Here is a 19,528-nt window from a genome sequence, read left to right as displayed (position 1 = left end):
AATATGGTAACTTCGTAATTTTGGACCTATACTCTTAAATCTCTACTAACTGTTCACTGCGATATAAAATTCCACCATCAATCATGGTGATTTCGACATGTAAATCTTTGATCTTGGTTTGATCAACTTTTAAAATGCTTTCGTTTAAGACAACGATATCTGCCAGTTTGCCGACTTCAAGGCTCCCTTTAACCTTTTCATCAAAACTGGCATATGCCCCGTTCCAAGTGTATGCACGAATCGCCTCGACTACATCTACACATTGATTCTCTCCTACCATTTTTCCTGACTTCGATCTTCTATTAACTGCGGCATGAATACCAAGCAAAGGATCGCTGTAGGTCACTGGAGTATCAGAACCAAAAGCAGCGATGATCCCTTTATCAATATAATCACGGGCGGGATACATCACGTTCACACGCTCTCCATAATACTGCCTATATACATCACCGTTGACGTACATAAACACTGGATTCGGAATAATAACGACACCAAGATCTTTCATTCTCTGCTGTAGATCAGGAGAAGCGATCCCAGCATGCTCAATACGGTGTCGATGGTTATCACGGGGATGCTCTTGTAGTGCCGTTTCGATACAGTTTAGAAACATTTCAATGGCGCGATCACCTTGTGCATGTGCTGTTATTTGAAATCCCTTTTTATGGGCATTACCTAAAATACGATTTAACTCTTCTTGACTGTAGTAAATAATACCATGGTCATTTGGATTACTAGTATAAGGTTCTCGTGTAGCGATCGTTGGTCCGGTGCTGCTGCCATCGGTAAAAAGTTTGGCTGGTCCAATTTTAAAATGATCATCTCCAAGACCTGTTATCGGGCCTGCTTCAACCATTTGATTAACGAAATCATGTGAATTAGTTAAGGAGCCAATCAACGCATACACCCTTACTCGTATATCTTTTGACTGAACGGCCTGTTGCATAATACGAATATTTTGAGAGCCTTCACCATATCCACCTGCATCATGAATGCTTGTTATCCCTGCCCGGATGAACTCATCTGAAGCAAGCTTCATTGATTTTTTGAGCTCTTCTTCACTGTATTTAGCAACCTGAAACATTTGCATATGCGCGTTTTCAATCAGTTTCCCCGTTAATTTGCCATTATCATCCCGCTCTATAATGCCACCTCCAGGATCGGGTGTAGTTTCATTCATGTTAGCCAGTTCCAATGCTTTGCTATTAGCTATGCATGTATGATTACACGTACGAATGATAACAATGGGATGCTCGTTTGAAATTTCATCTAATTCTTCCCTGGTGGGGAAACGGCTTTCGTCTACCTCTTTTTCATCAAATCCCCAAGCACGCACCCAGTTGCCTTTAGGTGTTTCTTCTGCCTTTTTCCGCAAATCTACAAATATATCATGAAGAGATTTAATATGAGGATTAATACAGCTTACCCCTAATAGGTTTGTCCCATAAATGGTGAGGTGTAAATGAGAATCTATAAAGCCAGGCAGAAGTGTTTTTCCTTGCAGGTCGATCACTTGTGTTGCTTCTCCGATAAATTCCGTAACCTCCTGATTAGATCCGACAGCCACAATGCAGTTATTCTTGACAGCTACAGATTCTACTATCGAATTCTTTTCATCTACTGTAATAACTTCCCCATTGACAAACACAACATCGGCTTTCATAAACACATCCCTTTCTACTTTTAAAGTATTCTGAATGTCGTTTGAGGCCCGTGATTCCAAATCGTCGTAAGAAGCCCATTCTTTTGGGAAATAATTGATTCCATCTTTGACCGTCCAAAGATCCGAAAAATTGAGCTTTAAGAAATACTGCTTTTCTTAATTTCATTTACATGAAGTGTGCTAACAGCCCTGTTCTTAGTGACAAGACTAACTACGAGCGTAACGATTACATTTATTAGTAAGCCTACCACTCCGGTACTAATGTCGTTGATTGCGTGTGGTACATTTGGTATGAAAGTGCTTATCTTTACCCCTGTTATCGTCACATAAAGAACTACGAGAACTCCCGCGACTATACCTGCAATTGCACCATATTTATTGGCAACATTGTTTTTCGATAAGCTGAAAATCAACGCTGGCGCCAGTTGAGTGATAATACTGTACGCTACGATATTTAATATGGCCAATGCTTCTCCCCCAGTTATAGTTAAAACTAAAGCGACAAAAGATAGTCCAACAATAAACACCTTTGAGGCAATCAATTGTTGTTTTTCAGTGGCCGCTGGCACAATCACTTTATAAAAGCTTTTTGTTAAACCAATTGATGCAGCCATGAGCATAACAGAAGCAGGAACTAAAGCAGTCAATAGACCGGCTGCTCCGATTAGGCCGATTACCCAAGGATCAAATGTTTGAATGGCGAGCCTTAAAAGCGAAAGGTCTCCATCCGCTCCTTGCAACCCTGGAATTTGTACTACTGCGGCAAATCCTATAAAGAAGACAAAAAGCAACAGTAAAGTGTACAAAGGTAAAGTGATCGCATTTTTGCGAATGGATTTTTCCCCATCCGCGGATAAAACGACCATGAATGAATTAGGCAGTAAATAAAAGCCCACAGCATTTAAAAGAACGGTTGAGATAAACCAAGAATTACTAAGACCCTGGTCCGTCAACGTTAACAATTCAGGTTTAACGGCCTGAACGGACTCAAACATGGGTTGGATCCCACCAAAATAATGCATGGGAATAAATATACCCATAAATACGACAATCGCCAAAATCATAAAATCTTTCACTACTGCTGTCCAGGCAGAGCCATGGATACCAGATACCATGACATAAGTGGTTACGACGATGGCACCGATAAAGCTGGCAGCTACTGGGGAAATCGCTCCGTAAGAAGCCTCCGCGACAATGATTCCTAACCCTTTAAATTGAATGACTATATATGGAACCAGGGCTAAACATCCCACAATAGCCACAACCACACCCACTACCTGACTTCTGTACTTCGATGCAAAAAAGTCAGGCTGAGATATAATATTATGTTCTTTCGCATATCTCCAAACTTTGGGCGCAAGCCAATAAGATAGTACATAAGCTAAAAAAATATATGTAGGTACATAATAAGCCGCTGCTCCTTTTGAGTAGGCCCACCCACTTCCACCTAGAAACGTAAACGTGGTATAAACCTCACCAGCAATCAGCAAAAAAATAAACAAAGTTCCGAAGCCCCTGCCTCCAATGGCAAATTGCTCCATATCCATAACTTTTCCTTTTCTTGCGCGTATGCCTAAATAAAGAGCCAGGATCAAGAATACAAAAATGATGAATAATGATAGGTTCATTCTACATCGCTCCCTTTATTGTCAGGATCAAGCTTATATACAATCATTAAAATAGCAGCAGACAGCACCATCCAAGATACAATCCAAAATAAGAGAAAAGGCATCCCTAGTACATAAGGCTCGATCCTGTTTGCTAACGGCATGAAACCTAATACTCCGATAAAAGGCAAAAAGAGCAACAGTTTAATGGATTTCAAAACATACCCTCCTTTTAGATACTATTTACTGAATCTATGATTTTGTGTATTTCCAAAATGGATCTTTATTTCACAAAACATCCGATTCATGAACAATCTGATTTTTCACTAACCCTTTACTTTGGTATACTATTTCACCATCAATCATCGTTGTCTCCACGCGTAGATCTTTAATTTTAGTTAGATCCGCATGTAAGATGCTGTCATTTAAAATAACGAGATCAGCTAACTTTCCAACCTCAATGCTTCCTTTTATGTCTTCATCAAAACTCGCATATGCCCCGTTCCATGTGTATAGTCGAATAGCTTCCATTACGCTGATTGATTGATCCTTCCCTATCTCCATGCCTGATCGGCTTTTTCGATTAACCGCCACATGAATTCCTAGTAAAGGATTATAATCGGTAACTGGTGCATCTGATCCGCCGGCTGTCATGATGCCATTATCAATAAAATCACGTACAGCATACATGTGATTCACACGATCACCATAATGGTGGACATATATGTCTCCAAATTCATATGGAAATGGAGGATTTGGAATGGGTATTACCCCTAGCTTTTTCATTCTCTCCTGTAAATCAGGAGCAGAAATGCCCGCATGTTCGATTCGATGGCGATGGTTTTCCCTAGGAGATTCCTCCAGTGCCCTCTCGACACAATTCAAATACATCTCGATGGCTTTATCCCCTTGTGCATGTACAGTAATTTGATAGCCTTTTTTGTGTGCTTGACCTAAAACTAGATAGATTTCCTCCTCACTATAGTAAAGAATTCCTGAATTATTAGAATCACTGGTATATGGAACACGGGTGGCAATTGTAGGTCCGGTGCTGCTACCATCCATAAACAATTTAGCGGATCCCACTTTGAATCTCGCATTTCCTGTCCCTGTCACGACACCCGCTTTGATCATTTTATCTACAAATTCATGGGAATTATTTAAGGAACAAATCATGGCATATATGCGAACACGGATATCATTATCCATCACAGCTTGCTGGAGCAATCGGTAACTGTCTGGACCATATCCGCCTGCATCATGAATACTTGTAATACCAGCTGCAACGAAATGATCCGAGGCAATTTTCATGGCCTTTCTTAATTCACCATCTGTGTAACTGGCAACTTCATTTATTGCCATGTTTGCCGCTTCAATCAATCGTCCTGTCAGTCCTCCTCCTTGATCACGCTCATAAACTCCTCCTTTAGGGTCCTCTGTATTTTCGCTAATTTGCGCTAGCTCTAATGCCTTGCGATTTACTACACTAATATGTCCGCAAGTTCTCGAAACGATAATAGGATGTTCTACTGAAATGGCATCCAGTTCACCGATCGTTGGATAACGCTTTTCTTTTACAGCCGTCTCATTGAAACCCCAGGCACGTATCCATTCACCTTTAGGAGTTTCCAGAGCTTTTTTTCGCAGGTCATCTAACATAACCGCAACAGAGTCGACGTGCTCAGCTTTACAGCTTACCGCTAACTGGTTTACGCCATATAATATAAGATGAAGATGAGAATCGATGAATCCCGGAAGGAGCGTTTTTCTTTGTAGATCAAATATTTCTGTTTGTGAGCCGATACAATCTTTAACTTCCTCATTTGAACCGACAATTACGATTCGATTTGACTTTACCGCTACAGCCTCAACTACTGTATTTCTTTCATCTACTGTTATAACTTCCCCATTTATAAACACCACATCGGCCTTCATAAAAACATCCCTTCTACCTTTAGATTGAAAGAGTCTTTGGAGGTACCGTTGTTCCCAATGATGAAATTTCGTAAGAATTTGGAACTTCACTTGAGCTTATACAGGTAAATATTTCCATAACATTAGTTTAAATGTATGATGGAAATTCATTGTTTGGCTGAAGATTCTTGAGGCATGATTTTCTTCATGTAAGCGGAGGATTTTTTACATAAAAAGAGAATGCTTAAGGGTCTCCTGCCGATAAGCGGCGATTCTCCAATTACTATACAACGATTATAAAATTCTGAATATTTTAACTATACCTCCTTTACCATAATTTTTCACTATACATTACGTAAAAACATTTGGATGCTAAACTTTACATATTGTCGAAAATCTATGTTAATTAGACAAAAAAATTATCTCAATTCGTTCTTTTTCGCGTTATTCTTAGTAGTCATTGCAGTCTCATGTTGAAGATTCGAATTGGATTTCAAGCATCTGTCTAAATAAACCGCAAGGCAGGCGTAAGCACCTGAAATAGTCACAAATCATATACAGTCAATCCACTCATTTACATTAAAAAAACCTTCAGTTAATAAAGGTTTTTTTAATGTAAGCTATATCTTAAACAAAGCTTCAATATTAAAAAGCAGTGCGTTTCTTATGAAATCGCACTGCTTTTTTGAGTGTATAAAGGGAGCTTGTCCATCAAAACTACTTTTTGTTCTTCTTCCACCCTCATCGCACCTGAGAAAAGGCCCGATAAAGGGCCTTTTTCGACTAAATACTTATGTTCTTTGTTAGTGATTATATTATGTGGTTAAAATGAATCGGTGTTAAACCCTTATTCAGTTAATGCATATCAATAAGTCACTGTCATATAAAACAGCCTCTCTGTTCTTACCGCTAAATGAAACATAGCAGACTGTTTTACCTTCCCTGGTTTGCTCCATTTTTATGACTTTTCCTTTGCCTTTTAAAAAATCTTCCTTGTAGCTTCGATCCTCTGTTGTATCAGATTTGTTTATGATTACCTTTACTTCATCGCCAATTACTACACTTGTAATCTCGCTATAAGGTTCATCTACTGTAGCTTCGTAATCAGCTTCCGTCATTACTTCGAATAGGTCTATTTGTTCCATATGCAAGTGCTTACCCCTTGTTTTTCGTCATTACTTCCTTAAGGTAGATCCTCAAAAAATTGATAAAGTAATCCAGTATATTCTCCACGCCTTGATCTTAAACGATGGATATCTCAGGTGACAAGTGAAAGCTTTTGAAAGCGACTGGTTTGAATATGGTTAATGATTAAATTCATTCGTTTTTAAGCTCCAATAACCTGCTTAAAGTGATAAACCCACCGTATTTTTATATGTATTTTTCATTACTTAATTTTTACTCATTTCTCTTCAGCTTCCTGCCCTTTAATTCAAATTAGCACTTGCTGGCCTATGTAAAACAGAACTTACAAATAAGCGTTTAAGTAAGATCTAGGAGTTTAGTAGTATTTTAAAATAATTCTATAACAGTTGTTGACGATTCTTATCTGTTATAATACAATGAATTTAATTAAAAAACAGGAGGTAATGCTGAATGTTGACGTTGGAATTTTATCGTAATTTACCAAAGAAGCAATGCCGGGAATGCGGAAAAACGATTGAGGAACAGCATGAATCATACGTTTATGAATGTGAGAGATGCATGGGACAACATGAAGCATAGGTGATCGTCAATGAATAATTTATGCAACTCCTAATACCCTGTTTGCCGTGAAAAGGTGAGCAGGGTATTATCTGTTATAAAACAGTTTAGTTTCATAGAGAACAAGATTCTCCAGTAATGAGAAAACCGCCCACCTTATAAAGGAGACGGTTCTCTTAACCTGTAAAGTGCTATACCCATTAATTGAAAATCAAGAATACTGCAAGGAATGAAATCCCCATTCCTAAGATAAAAAGGAAAACCATGTTTTGCCATTTCCGAACAATCGGTTCCACTTTGCACATCAGAGTTTATGTTACTTTCGTTCAGACGTATCACTGAGCAAATAAAAAGACAGGTCTTGGTGACCTGCCCTGTCTTGAATTAATTTCGAAGTGTCAATAACTTATATAAGCTATTATTCTCAATCCTCTTCGCCCTCGTCTTTGTAACGATTTTTTGTGCCATGCCTGGTTTTCCTGGTTTCATTGACATTATGATTCCCCTCTCATTTGTTAACTAACTTTTTCATCATAATGTATTAAAATGAAGAAATTTATAGATTTACCCAATATTTAAAAATTATTACAATCTTAATTTTGGATTTACAAAGCCGGTAATCGGGAAAACAGCATTATACTACTTGTTTTACATAAACTTTTATCAACTCTTGATTCCCCTTGTTTATACGCTTATAGGCATCTTGTGGCTTTGCCTTTTATAGAGATTCATAGAGTATTTATCTTTCCACCATCCAAAAGCCCTTGAAATACAAGGCTTTCAAATTTCTTTTCCTTGTTATTACTTAGATACAATAATTCTCCCTTCCGTTTTTATATTGATAACACCCAACTTCTTTGCATACTCTATCAATACTTCAGCATCCGTTCTAGCATTGGCCGCATCAACGATGAGATCGCTTGGACTAAACATAGTAAACCCATCTCCCCCGTAAAACATATAATTTGGCATAGCTACCTTATATGTTTGCTGAAGATTAAGGGGTTCGTGGTTAACTAGGATATCTCCTACTCGCTCTCTAACAGGTTTATTAGAGTTATAGGAATATTGCATGCCTGAAACTTGTAAAAATCCCCCACTCAGATTTTCTACTCTTGAAACCCCATTCTCAAGCGCAGCACGAATGGTTTCTCCTTTTACATTCGCTAGAATGACTTTATTTCGAAAAGGAAGAATCGTGAAGGCATCACGAAGGGTAAAGTCTCCGGCAGGAATACTAGATCGGATCCCACCACCCTGCATGAAACCGATATCGGCATTGTAATAAGAGCGATAACTATCCGATACAAAATTACCGATATTGGTTTCCTGATACCTCGATTCATGGTTATTCCCATAAATAAGAGGAGTCTCTAATTGGGCGATGGTTTTTCCAAGTTCCTCCTCTAACTTGTTTTGATAATAAGTTGCAAGCTCTTTTAATTTGGGATCCTCTGGTACAGTATGATCGACCTCCAATATTTCTGGTTTCAATTGAATGTCTTTTCCGTGTTTTGTGATATCTAACCGAACCACTGAACCAATGTTTCCTTCTGGAGCCAATATGTAACGATTCTCAAATTTATATATAAATGATTGATCTTCCGCATTTTCTTCTGTAAATACGGCATTAATTTCGGGAACAGCGGCTAATAACTGTTTGTCTTTTTCAACCGTTTCTTGCGTTAGAGCAAAAATGATGTCTACTTTTTCCGATTCCTTCATCCTTTTAACCGCATTCCTTGCAGATTGAATAAGATCCTGCTGAACAACCTGCCCATCTTGTGATGTTGTGTCCATATTATCTGTAAGTCCGATAAATCCGATTTTCATTCCCTTACTTTTAATAATTTTGTAAGTTGGAACATTGGCAAAAGGTTTTCCATAAGAATCTATTAAATTAGAAGAGATCCATTGGAAATTTGACTGCTCGACTAGTTTCTTCGCTACATCCGATCCAAAATCAAAATCATGCTGTCCGAAGTTAGCCAGATTAACGTTGATTTCATTAAAAGCTTGTACCATTGGAAACCCTTGAAACACACCGCCAAATAGCGTTCCGCCCCCGAGATCTCCGCCGAATGTCACAATTGTCTTTTGGTTCTCTTCTCGAACACGATCAATAACTGTTTTAAGTCTCGCAACACCACCGCGATCTCCGTATTGATTCACAACTGGACTTATTTCATGCGCATCATTAAAATACAGCACCGTTGCTTTTTGCGGGTTTTCTTTTGCTGCCGCTCTAAAATCACTCATTAGAAAAGAGCAAATAGCGATGACAGAACTTAATAGGACAAGAAAAAAGCGATTCATAAACATTCTCCTTTGTATTTATTCTATTAAAGTATACAAGTGGTTTGTAACATGAATGTTAAGAATTAGTTAAATTTAACAGAATAGTAATAAAAAAACAGAAGAAAAGAAATCGGCTATAAGCCTGTCTGTTCTGAAAACTGAGACGAGTCGCTCTGAATCTGAAAGAGAAAAAAAAAGACCCTTCATCCGAAAAGTCTAGCTATCGATTACATGCCGCCTGGATAGTCAAACTGGTGAGTAGAAACAATCTATCGGTCTACATATTTGCAGGATTGGATCATGGATCCGCAGTTTCCTCTCGTCTGGCGGACCTGGCCGCTCACAGCATCGATCTGGCAAGGTTCTTAGTCGGTGGGTTTAAAGAAGTAAACGGGATCCTGGAAACATTTATTAAACAGCGGACTTGATCGATTGCATAAGCTCCGTAGCATTGTCTCGAACGAACAATCAGATCCTGCAAGTCATAATTTCACAACACTATGAATTGAAGGAGGAAGAAAAAACAGGCTCTACGCCTGGATCAAAATAAAACGAGACGTCACGATACGCATGAGAATGGGCTATCATAACTCACTATTTCCTTTTTTGGTAACTGCTCTCCCTTGTCATAAATCATATATAGAAGCCCCCACTACAAAATAATCTTAAAGTGTCCCTTTGGCATTCAAAGTAAACTTTAAATGGATGAGTATCATTCCAAAATCTTTCCATTAGAAACTCAAATTGTCCCTTTATGGAATCACTATGCTTAAGTGATGCTATTACATCAATACTGTTATATTTTTCATTTCTTTTATTTGCAAGCACACCTTTATCAGATGGAAGTGATTTAAAAGTTGATAATCTATTACAATTCAAACAATACATATCAATTACTAATGTATTAAAAAACAATTCTTCAAGAATATAAAAATTTTCCTCATTTAATATGTACTCACTTTAAAGAGGGGTTTCAATGATTATTTCCTCTAACTCCTGATTGCCTCATCACTTTTCTCCCAACTAATTAGCTCTTCTTTAACTTCTTTTTATTTCAATTTTATACCATAATTACCAACTTTATCAATATAAAAAGAAGAGAAAGAAATCTTTATGTGTTAATCATTGACTCTTTAGTTTCTTACTGTTTAAAATCATAATGTACTAGGATGTACATCCACTAACCACCTCGGTCACACCAAGTGGTCTTGTTACATCGTCCTCCCCTTTACCAAGTATCCAGCCAAATTCTTTCTTAAGATAACCAATAACGAATACATCTTCATATTGATAGTTAATCACTTTCTGCCAAGAATGAGAACGACGGTCTTTTTCATAAATTGAATTTTAACACAATCAGTTACTACACAATCCTGCTACGTTTGTTCAATAAGTTCCATAAAAAAGAGCATTTCTCCTTCTTAAAGAAATGCACCCGATCGTTGAAGAACAATATTAACAATCGTTCTAGAAATTCCGTCATTTTTTTTTCGTTGACCATATATTTAGATGTTACCAACTGGAGTATCTCTATTATGAAAAGAAGATAAACAATTACTATTCACAGACACAGTGGATGTAAGAAATTCTTAATGATAGAGATGAGATTGATTGTTTTTTCTTCTAGAAATAATCACTTAGATATACCTAAAACAATGAAAGCCCTACCTCTCTTCCATCCTTACGGTTCCTTGTCCGTGCCAGTGTGAATCAGTATTACAAATATCAAGTGATTATTATATCGAGTTTTTTGATAAAACTTCAAATGTTTGTGAGGAAGTTTAAATAATAAAAATGGATTAGATCGTAGAAATAACAAAAGAGGTTAATGTTCTAAAAGTAAGTTGAAGAAGTTGAATGTCTTTGAAATGATAATCATAATATCCCCGAAAAATTTCAGATATTTTTTAGAATGCAATACATTATCTATAATTAACCTTAACAGAAACTTTTTATTTGATTTTCAGTGATTCCTTTAATTACTTCCAGTTCACTAATCAAAAATTCATATGCATTATCCAACATTTTTTTTTCGCTTCCATTAAGTGCTTTATCTTTCTTCATACGCATTAAATCACGTACAACTTCAGCACCTTCCTGTATTTCACCCGTTTTTAGTTTGTCCGTGTTTACTTTATACCTTTGTTTCCACGGTAGTAATCTATCTGATTCTCCATGCTGAAAAATGTGTATAATTTGTTTTAATGCAAGTAGATCAGTAACTGGTCGTATACTTGAACTCAATATTTTACACGTTGGAATCATAACTTGCATATTACTGATTGACATTTTTATAACATAATACTGTTGTTTTTCCTCTGGGAATTCTATTTCTTCTATGGCTTCAATTATACCTACTCCGTGCATTGGATAAACAATGTTATCGCCAATTTGGAACAAATAATCCACCTCCATATATGGTAACCTTCTAAAGGATACCATATATGCGTTTTTTTATCAAATTTTTAATAATAACATGGGATTATTTTCAGTGTCAATAACTTTTTTCAATAAATCAGCTGCAGCCTGTTCGAGCAGCAATTGATATCACTACTCCTTATTTTGTGCCCGATGAAGATATTATCCTTGCTATAAAGACAGCTGTGGCCCGTGGTGTCCGAGATTGAGAAGATGATCTGGACAATCCAGCCTAAACATTCACTCGTTCCAGTTTGGATAATCAGCCTCATCCCGGTAGGTTCGACTAACATATATCCTTTAAAGAACCAATGTTTCTAATGGTGATATCACGGGATTGGCTCACTTTTGCTCATTAGCTTAGACAAGTGTTTTTTTTGCAATGGCTGCAACATCTGAACCCCTTTTACTATAAAAGTAAAAGTAGAGCATGTATAAAAAGAAAATGAGTCAATCAGGAGAAGGATAGAAAACAAGAAATACCTCTCTAATCAGAGTCATGCACAATAATCGTCTATTCCATCCATTCATGAGATCTGAAAGCGTTTTACAATTACCTTATAAAATCTCTTGATTCGTTATACTCCGGAATAGGCCATGAAACCTCCATCAACAGGGACGGTAATGCCTGTAACAAAACCGGAATATGTTTCATCAGCGAGCCAAAGCAGCGTTCCAAGCAAGTCCGCTGGCTTGCCAAACCTTTTCATAGGTGTACCGGCAATAATTTTATTCGACCGGTCTGTATAGCTTCCATCTTCCTTAAGCAGCAGATTCCGATTTTGCGTGGTTAAGAAGAAACCGGGTGCAATCGCATTTACGCGCAATCCCGTTTTGGCAAAGTGAACAGCCATCCACATCGTAAAGTTATTGATCGAGGCCTTTGCCGCGCTGTAGGCGGGTACCTTCGTCATTGGGGAAAATGCGCTCATTGATGAAATATTAATGACAGCCGGTGACTCGGCCTGCAGCAAAGCTTTACCAAACACTTGGGAGGCGAGAAATGACCCGGTGAAGTTACTCGCAAAAACTGTAGAAAATCCGTTCTCATCCAGATCAAAAAATGATTTCCCGGCCGTCTCTTCTTCATAGGTTTCGGAATCGGTAATGGCATCCGGATGATTGCCTCCCGCTCCATTAATTAAAAGATTAACTGATCCAAACGTATCCAAAATTTGATCTTTTGCTTTTTTTAACGATTCCCGATTCAAAACGTCTGTAGAAACAGACAGAGCTGTACCGCCAGACTGTTTAATATTGTCTACAACTTTTTGTCCTTTTTCAGCCGTCCTGTTCAATATTGCAACTTTAACACCATGTCGGGCAAGCTCCTTTGCCATTTCGGAGCACAGCACACCGCTGCCGCCGGTTATTACAGCCACTTTGTTAGTTAAGTTTTCGTGAATAGGAATCATACACACCCACCCCTGTTTTCCGAGATTCATAGGCATCCCATAATCCGTGCAAATACATGATTCCCATCGCGCGGTCATATAGCCCGTACCCAGGCCGGCATTGTTCGCCCCAGATGTGACGCCCATGATCAGGTCTTACATAGCCCTTATAATCTTGTTTGTTTAACTCTTCAACGACACCCTGGATATTAATAGATCCATCCTGTGTGTAATGCGAGGTTTCTACAAAATCCCCATTTTCATAGATTTTCACATTGCGAATATGTGAAAACGGGGCGAGTCCTGCATATTTTTTTGCGATTTCAACCATATTATTGGAAGGGTTTGCTCCCATAGATCCCGTACACATGGTAATTCCATTGGACCAAGAATCAGAAATCGCCCTCAGTTTTTCATAGCTTTGCTCACCGGTAATGATGCGTGGTACGGTTGAGAATTAGTTTATTTGCTGCATGCAAAGTGGATTAGTTATACCAATAAGCAGCAGAAACATCCGCAGAACATCAATGTTTTGATTCAATCTACTTAATAAATGAATCTATACAATCTACATAGAGGAAAACAAAAAAAGGAAGGAAGAGATTTTCCATCTCCTCCTTCTATGAATTACATATAGCCCTTCTCTTTTAAACTTGTATAATCAGCTTCTGCATTTACAATCAAGTGATCCAATACATCGATGCCTAACATCTTTCCGGCTTCAGCTAATCGCTTCGAAACCGCAATATCTTCTCCTGATGGTGTTATATCTCCACTGGGATGCTGATGCGACACAATGATCGAGGCTGAATTGTTCAAAATTGCTGCCTTGAACACCTCTCTTGGATGAACGATACTTGAGTTTAGTGCTCCAACATGACATCTGTGGACTGCTACTACTCTATTTTTTGTGTTGAGGCACATCACGAGAAAAACTTCCCTATCTTCGTCTCCTATTAATGCAGCAGCGATTTTCGCTCCATCCATCGGTGAACGAACGATGTGTCTCTGTCCTTCTCTGACCTCCGCAATAACTTGCTTGATTTGAAGAATTTCATACAGTTTTTCCATAGCTTGAACAGCTCCCTTCTTTGTTTGAAGGCGTATCAATCTTTGCGAAAAGAGCTGTCAAGGGACTTGAAGTTTGTGTAAGTTTTTTGGTGCATTTTCAAAAAAGTTCACAAAGTTTGCGAAGTAAAACGAAGAATCCCTTTACTGTTCTCATGAGCTAACGATTACAATTAGGAGAACAAAGAAGAAAGGTAATTACCCTTTTTAAATACCATTTAAAAAGCACCGCTAATAATTTCAATACATGCTATATGATCTTCAACAATCGCCCCCGATTGTTGAATAAGCTTAATTAGCAGTTCTGCTCTTTACCGTCTTAGTTTTCATAATAAAAAAGACGGGCCCTGTCTTTTTAAGACACAGCTTCTAAGAATTTATTTAATGTCCAGAACATTACTTCCGGCTCCCATTCTCCTTCACCGTGCATAGCGGTCATTACAGGATATATTTCAATGTCTTATTTATTTATTAATAATATCTATACGTTGTGAAGTTCGCTGTTGAACAGTCCCTCTGTATTATAAATTGATATTTTTATTTTGTTGACAAAAACACAAACGTAGACAATATGATCCAATTCGGGAACATGTTTTTCATCAGTTCAGTGAATATATCGGCCTGTAAATCGTTGGAAGGATCTTCCTTTAAAGGGATTCTGTTTTTTGAGAGCAAGGTCATTTGCGTTAGGACACTGAAAATGCCGAACTTACCCTCGATTTTGATGGAAAAGTCGCTTTGTTCGGTGTCCGAAATTAAGGAAAAAAAAATAACCCTTGATATACAAGGGTTTGTGATACTAATAGGTCTATTGACATTGGAAAGGGAAGGTGGATACCAATATATTCCCACTTGATAAACTAGTTAAACCACTTATCGTTTCCTTTTTAAGTTTTTTTCGATAGCCTTAACTTCACTTTCCAATAAGGTGGTTTTTAAAATTATCCAAAGTTCGGTAGGATGGACTTTCTTTGGGTACTTCCTCAAAATTTTTTTGACTTCCATCAACTGACTATACGTTAGTTCACCTAGAATTTGCTCCTTAGTATAAGTGATGATTGTCATCCCCTCTTTTCAGTGAAATGCCCTAAAACATTTGCCAATAAAGTGCGACGAGTAGTATGGGACGGTTCTAAGAACAATCTGGGAAAGGAAAGCGGTCACTTGATCACCTAAAATTCCACTAAGCCTTTAATGGATTAATTTATACTTATGATGAGAAACCACGGTTTTGTTATTGGCAAATTCATGTAGTGTGGAATTTTTGATTATCGTAACGATTACCGCATGTTCACTCACCTTCTCCACTATACCTATAATCCCTTCATCAAAAGAAACTTTCTCACCAATAGCTGCTTTTTTGATTTCTTGCATAAGATCGTCCCCTTACATGTATTTTTGACTAGTTCCTCAATCTATTGAATGCGCTTACATAATATACTGTTGCAATTTTCTTGTCAAGAATCGACAGTTCATAGCAACACAGAGCTATTCTCTGTACCGATTTTTATAAAAAAATAAAAAAGGAAGGGTAAAACCCTTCCTCAAGATTATACCTATCCTTTTTCTTTCAGACTGGTGTATTCAGCCATCGCATTAATAAGTAATTGATCCAGAACTACATACCGATGAGTTTCCTAGCAGCTGCCAGCTTTGCTGTGACTTCATTAGACAAGAAATAATTCTCAGTTCTGTAATAGATGGGTTCCAGTTATGTTCATGTCCTCTTGAAAGGACAAAACCCTTTCTCTTAGCGAAAGGGACTAAGAGAAAGGGTCGAAAAGGGGTGGTGTGAAATTCATTTTAACACCTATGCAAAATAAAAAGAAACAAAAACAGACCTTTTTAAAAACTCTTTACAACTTAACAATTTCTTTTTGTCAGATATCTATAACCCTTAAGGTAACCAGCTTTACGACTGTCTTTTTACCATTATATGAAAATTCCCTTCAGGGTCCAATTCCTTATCTTTACGATGGCTTGTATCTTCGGCTGAAAATACACATAGCCTTCATTCCATTAGAATGCCTTTCAACCTCGGTGTCCCTTCCAAGCTCTAAAATCCCCACAAACTTTAGTATGTTACTTTCCATAATGGAGAAATGTGATCGAACAGGGAGTTAGAAGAAAATCGGTTATTTTTAGATTTTTATGTTTTACACGAACTAATGTTCGTGTATAATTTATATATTCAAACGCTGGCAGTGCGAATGGAAGAATCTGCGATGAAAGATATGGTCATTCAGCAGCCGAAACCGATTCGTTAATCCTGAATGTAGCTAGTCGGAGTTCAATAACTATTTATTGAATATTAATATTCAACTTGGAGGGTGAAAACATGGCAAACATTCAAAAGGCAATCGATGAACTACACATAGCGTTTACAAAGCTAAATGACGGATTTTTTGAAGGATATCTGCCAGAACCGGCGATCACCATTCAAAGCGGAGGAAAAAGAAAATCGATGGGTTGGTGCTCAACCAAGGAAGTATGGCAGGACAAAGAAGGGAAAAACAAACGATATGAATTGAACATTGGGGCCGAATATTTAGATATCGACTTTATGGAAACGATGGATACGATGCTGCATGAGATGGTCCACCTCTATAATGCGATTCAGGGGGTTCAGGATTGTTCAAGGAATGGTACTTATCACAACAAACGTTTTAAAGCGGAATGTGAACAGCGCGGCTTTTATTTTCCAAATGAAAAAGACGAACGGTATGGCTGGGCCTTTCCTAAGCTGACAGAGGAATCAAAACAGAAGATCAAGGGATTAGATATAAATGAGAAGGCCTTTGTTATTGCCAGGAGAAGTGGCAGCAGCGGAGCAGCTACAGGAAGTGATGAAGGGACTGACTCAGAGGAAAAGAAGAAAACCTCATATAAATGGGTTTGCCCAGGGTGCGGAGTCATTGTTCGATCGACTAAGCCAGAGATCGCATTAAAGTGCATGACCTGTGATCAGCAGCTTGAAGAAGATAAATAAAAGACCTTTGGAAAGCATCCAAAGGTCGCACTATATGACTATGAAACAAGCATTTATGCTTGTTTTTTCTTTTTTGGTTTCAACGGAATACCGTATTTTTTACTAACCTCTATGCCCTTCTTCGCCAGAGATCGGGCTTCTTCTTTCGTCATTTTCATACTCGTTTCCCCTTCCGTATCTTCATATCCCCAGTATGGCCAAGGATAAAAAAAATAAACATACCTCTTCCCCATCCCCCATATACATAGATATAAATCTAGGACACTAGGACACTGTCCTAAACAAAAGTTGAGCCCAAAAGGGAAAAAATCAAGGGGGAAGAGGTAGTGGAAACCAAAACGAGAAAGATTCGTTCCGATAAAAAACGAGACATCAAACCGACAATTTCTAGCCATCTCAAAGATTGCGTTTATCGCTTGTCCTACATCACGAATACACCGGTTAAAGATGTGGCCGAAACCATATGCGAAAAAGGACTGCAATCGAGGAACGTGCTGGACTATTTATCTCAATTCTTCCGGAGAGACTTGCAGTTCCTTAATACCGTTTATATGGGCGATTGGGGCCGGGAGTCATTACAGAAGAAAGTGCAATCAGGAAAAAATGAGAGGATCACCATTCGATTTACACCAGCAACCTATGAAAACATCTATTCCCTGTCTCGCGCATTGGACGTGACCCCATCAAAAGCAACAGCACTATTATTAGATGCCGGTATCCGAAACACTCATTTATTGAATGCTTTTGTAAAGTGTTATCTGCATCAGCATATTGATGAATCCAGAATGAAGGAATTAAAACAGGTACTGAAATACATCAATAAAAATAATCCATACAACGAGGAGATTTCCTGGTTTACCCTGCTTGCGATGATCTTTGAAGACATTAAGGAAGGAGCAAACAATGTAAAGGACGTCGTTCATAACTGGATGGATAAATACAAATAGTTCATTCCTCCGAATGATTTAGGAAGGATATTCCACTTTTTTTTAAAAGAAGAAATGTCCTTCTAAATTCTAAATAGGGTAGCGTTAGGAAAATTTCGAATTTACAACGTATATAAATTTTTAAATACTAAAAAACCCAATTACTCTGTATTAAAACAGAGTAATTGAGTTCTCTTTCCTCATATTATTCCATTAAAGCACCCTATAATGGAATAACGAGCGCAATCCAATACTGTAGAATTGCGCCCGATTGTTGAAGATCAAAGTATTGCATAATTTGATTACTATATTTAACTTGTGATACGGTTCACCGTAACGCTTTAAAGGTAGCAAAAAGTTAAGAATTATAAAGATTACGTATAAAAATTTCATGGCGACCAATGTTAGAACCCATGTAGGTTAAATCCACATGTCTGGAATGCTGACTGTAGATACTTAAAAAAAATAGATGTAGCAGTAGTTCACCCCCTGTTATTTTTTAATTTATTTGGATTTTTAAAGACCGGGTTGTGTCCCTTTTCCGGACTCGGCTATCCTACTCAGCTAAAGACTCACGAAGTTGCTTGATATCGCTTAATGGAGGCAGACCAAACATTCGAGCGTATTCACGGCTGAACTGGGAAGGACTTTCATAACCCACTTGGAATCCGGCATTCGCCGCTTCAGGTATATCTAAAAGCAATAGGCGGCGAGCTTCCTGCAATCTTAATTGCTTTTGATATTGCAAGGGGCTCATTGCGGTAACCTCTTTGAAATGAAAGTGTAATGAAGATGGGCTCATGCTCGCGACTTTTGCCAACTCATCGATACGTAAAGGCTTAGTGAAATTGCGGTTTATGAAACTAATCACTTTTGCAATCCTCTCAGCATGGCTGCCGGCCACGGCGAACTGCCGGATCGAAGCCCCTCCCTGTTCATCCTGCAAAATCCAGTACAGAATTTCACGAATGACCAAAGGAGCAAGAACAGGAATATGCCGCTCCGAATCTAGAAGCCGAACTAATCTCAATACAGCGTCAAGAAGAGACTGGCTCGTTTGGCTCACCAACAGGCCTCGTCCCAAGCCTTCCTTATCACCCCATTCCGAATGAGACGCTTTGATAATATCTACGATCTGACCCGTACTAAAATTCAGTTGAAGGCTTAAGTAAGGATGCTGGTGAGAAGCTTGAATGATTTGTCCGGTAATCGGCAAATTTACGGAGGCGACCAAATAGGACGCTGGATTATAGTGATAGCATTCTTGTCCTAACATCACCATTTTTGCTCCTTGTGCAACAATGCACAACGCAGGATCATAGACCGAATAGATCGGTTGCTTCTCTCCTTCATAGCGAAATAATTTTAAAGAAGAAATAGCGGTATCATGTTTTCCAGAGTTAGGTGTATGGCGATCTATAAGACTTGCCAATTCCTTCTGTTGTCTCGTGATTTCGTCATTCATTTTCATAATATTATCATACACTCCCTTTTTTCCGCTCCGATAGCTCTTACATATAGTTTTATACATTTTGTACGATTGTGCAATA

Annotated in this window: 14 protein-coding genes and 2 pseudogenes; 4 read left to right on the top strand and 12 right to left on the bottom strand. The window is 38.1% G+C overall.

Annotated elements, in window-relative coordinates:
• Positions 1-34: 34 nt before the first annotated feature.
• The 5 genes from M1K46_RS19820 to M1K46_RS19800 all read right to left on the bottom strand — a co-directional run bounded on the left by M1K46_RS19820 (position 35) and on the right by M1K46_RS19800 (position 6,326).
• Positions 35-1,660, bottom strand: coding sequence for an amidohydrolase (locus M1K46_RS19820; protein WP_256227399.1), 1,626 nt, complete (start codon positions 1,658-1,660; stop codon positions 35-37).
• A 137-nt stretch (positions 1,661-1,797) separates the two neighbouring features.
• Positions 1,798-3,288, bottom strand: a complete 1,491-nt coding sequence (locus M1K46_RS19815; protein ID WP_256227398.1) for a sodium:solute symporter family protein — start codon at positions 3,286-3,288, stop codon at positions 1,798-1,800.
• Positions 3,285-3,485 carry a DUF3311 domain-containing protein gene (locus tag M1K46_RS19810; protein ID WP_062234529.1) on the bottom strand — a complete coding sequence of 67 codons (201 nt, stop codon included), beginning with the start codon at positions 3,483-3,485 and terminating at the stop codon, positions 3,285-3,287. Before M1K46_RS19810 ends, M1K46_RS19815 begins: the two co-directional genes overlap by 4 nt.
• A 70-nt stretch (positions 3,486-3,555) precedes the next feature.
• The gene (locus tag M1K46_RS19805) at positions 3,556-5,202 is read right to left on the bottom strand and encodes an amidohydrolase (RefSeq protein ID WP_256227397.1); all 1,647 of its coding nucleotides are present in this window, start codon (positions 5,200-5,202) and stop codon (positions 3,556-3,558) included.
• 830 nt (positions 5,203-6,032) lie between these two features.
• Positions 6,033-6,326, bottom strand: coding sequence for a hypothetical protein (locus M1K46_RS19800; RefSeq protein ID WP_256227396.1), 294 nt, complete (start codon positions 6,324-6,326; stop codon positions 6,033-6,035).
• A 451-nt stretch (positions 6,327-6,777) separates the two neighbouring features.
• Between M1K46_RS19800 and yhfH the strand changes: the two genes are divergently transcribed.
• A complete protein-coding gene (gene yhfH / locus M1K46_RS19795; protein ID WP_074440588.1) occupies positions 6,778-6,906 on the top strand; it encodes a protein YhfH in 129 nt (42 codons plus the stop codon).
• A gap of 780 nt (positions 6,907-7,686) precedes the next feature.
• On the opposite strand, the gene M1K46_RS19790 is transcribed toward yhfH, so the two are convergent.
• On the bottom strand, positions 7,687-9,201 hold the full coding sequence (locus M1K46_RS19790) for a bifunctional metallophosphatase/5'-nucleotidase (RefSeq protein WP_256227395.1): 1,515 nt from the start codon (positions 9,199-9,201) through the stop codon (positions 7,687-7,689).
• Positions 9,202-9,453: 252 nt separating this feature from the next.
• On the opposite strand from M1K46_RS19790, the pseudogene M1K46_RS19785 reads away from it, so the two are divergent.
• A pseudogene (locus M1K46_RS19785) lies at positions 9,454-9,605 on the top strand (gfo/Idh/MocA family oxidoreductase); the annotation flags it as partial.
• Between the two features lie 1,516 nt (positions 9,606-11,121).
• Here M1K46_RS19785 and M1K46_RS19780 read toward each other — a convergent pair.
• The 5 genes and pseudogenes from M1K46_RS19780 to M1K46_RS19760 all read right to left on the bottom strand — a co-directional run bounded on the left by M1K46_RS19780 (position 11,122) and on the right by M1K46_RS19760 (position 15,437).
• Positions 11,122-11,583, bottom strand: coding sequence for a CarD family transcriptional regulator (locus tag M1K46_RS19780; RefSeq protein ID WP_091005252.1), 462 nt, complete (start codon positions 11,581-11,583; stop codon positions 11,122-11,124).
• A 596-nt stretch (positions 11,584-12,179) separates the two neighbouring features.
• A complete protein-coding gene (locus tag M1K46_RS19775; RefSeq protein ID WP_256227394.1) occupies positions 12,180-13,016 on the bottom strand; it encodes an SDR family oxidoreductase in 837 nt (278 codons plus the stop codon).
• Positions 12,988-13,443: pseudogene (locus M1K46_RS19770) on the bottom strand (mannonate dehydratase); the annotation flags it as partial. The gene M1K46_RS19775 and the pseudogene M1K46_RS19770, both read right to left, overlap by 29 nt.
• 179 nt (positions 13,444-13,622) lie before the next feature.
• The gene (locus M1K46_RS19765) at positions 13,623-14,066 is read right to left on the bottom strand and encodes a JAB domain-containing protein (RefSeq protein WP_256227393.1); all 444 of its coding nucleotides are present in this window, start codon (positions 14,064-14,066) and stop codon (positions 13,623-13,625) included.
• A gap of 1,188 nt (positions 14,067-15,254) precedes the next feature.
• Positions 15,255-15,437 carry a DUF2187 family protein gene (locus M1K46_RS19760; protein ID WP_256227392.1) on the bottom strand — a complete coding sequence of 61 codons (183 nt, stop codon included), beginning with the start codon at positions 15,435-15,437 and terminating at the stop codon, positions 15,255-15,257.
• A gap of 964 nt (positions 15,438-16,401) precedes the next feature.
• Here M1K46_RS19760 and M1K46_RS19755 point away from each other — a divergent pair.
• Together M1K46_RS19755 and M1K46_RS19750 are read left to right on the top strand one after the other, a co-directional pair.
• On the top strand, positions 16,402-17,052 hold the full coding sequence (locus M1K46_RS19755; RefSeq protein ID WP_256227391.1) for a SprT-like domain-containing protein: 651 nt from the start codon (positions 16,402-16,404) through the stop codon (positions 17,050-17,052).
• Positions 17,053-17,378: 326 nt separating this feature from the next.
• The gene (locus M1K46_RS19750; RefSeq protein WP_256227390.1) at positions 17,379-17,999 is read left to right on the top strand and encodes a hypothetical protein; all 621 of its coding nucleotides are present in this window, start codon (positions 17,379-17,381) and stop codon (positions 17,997-17,999) included.
• Between the two features lie 535 nt (positions 18,000-18,534).
• Here M1K46_RS19750 and M1K46_RS19745 read toward each other — a convergent pair.
• Positions 18,535-19,443, bottom strand: coding sequence for an AraC family transcriptional regulator (locus M1K46_RS19745; RefSeq protein WP_256227415.1), 909 nt, complete (start codon positions 19,441-19,443; stop codon positions 18,535-18,537).
• Between the last annotated feature and the right edge of the window lie 85 nt (positions 19,444-19,528).

This window comes from Fictibacillus sp. WQ 8-8 (genome assembly GCF_024494405.1).
Taxonomy (GTDB): domain Bacteria; phylum Bacillota; class Bacilli; order Bacillales; family Fictibacillaceae; genus Fictibacillus_C; species Fictibacillus_C marinisediminis.
This window is presented reverse-complemented; position numbering and strand designations above follow the sequence as displayed.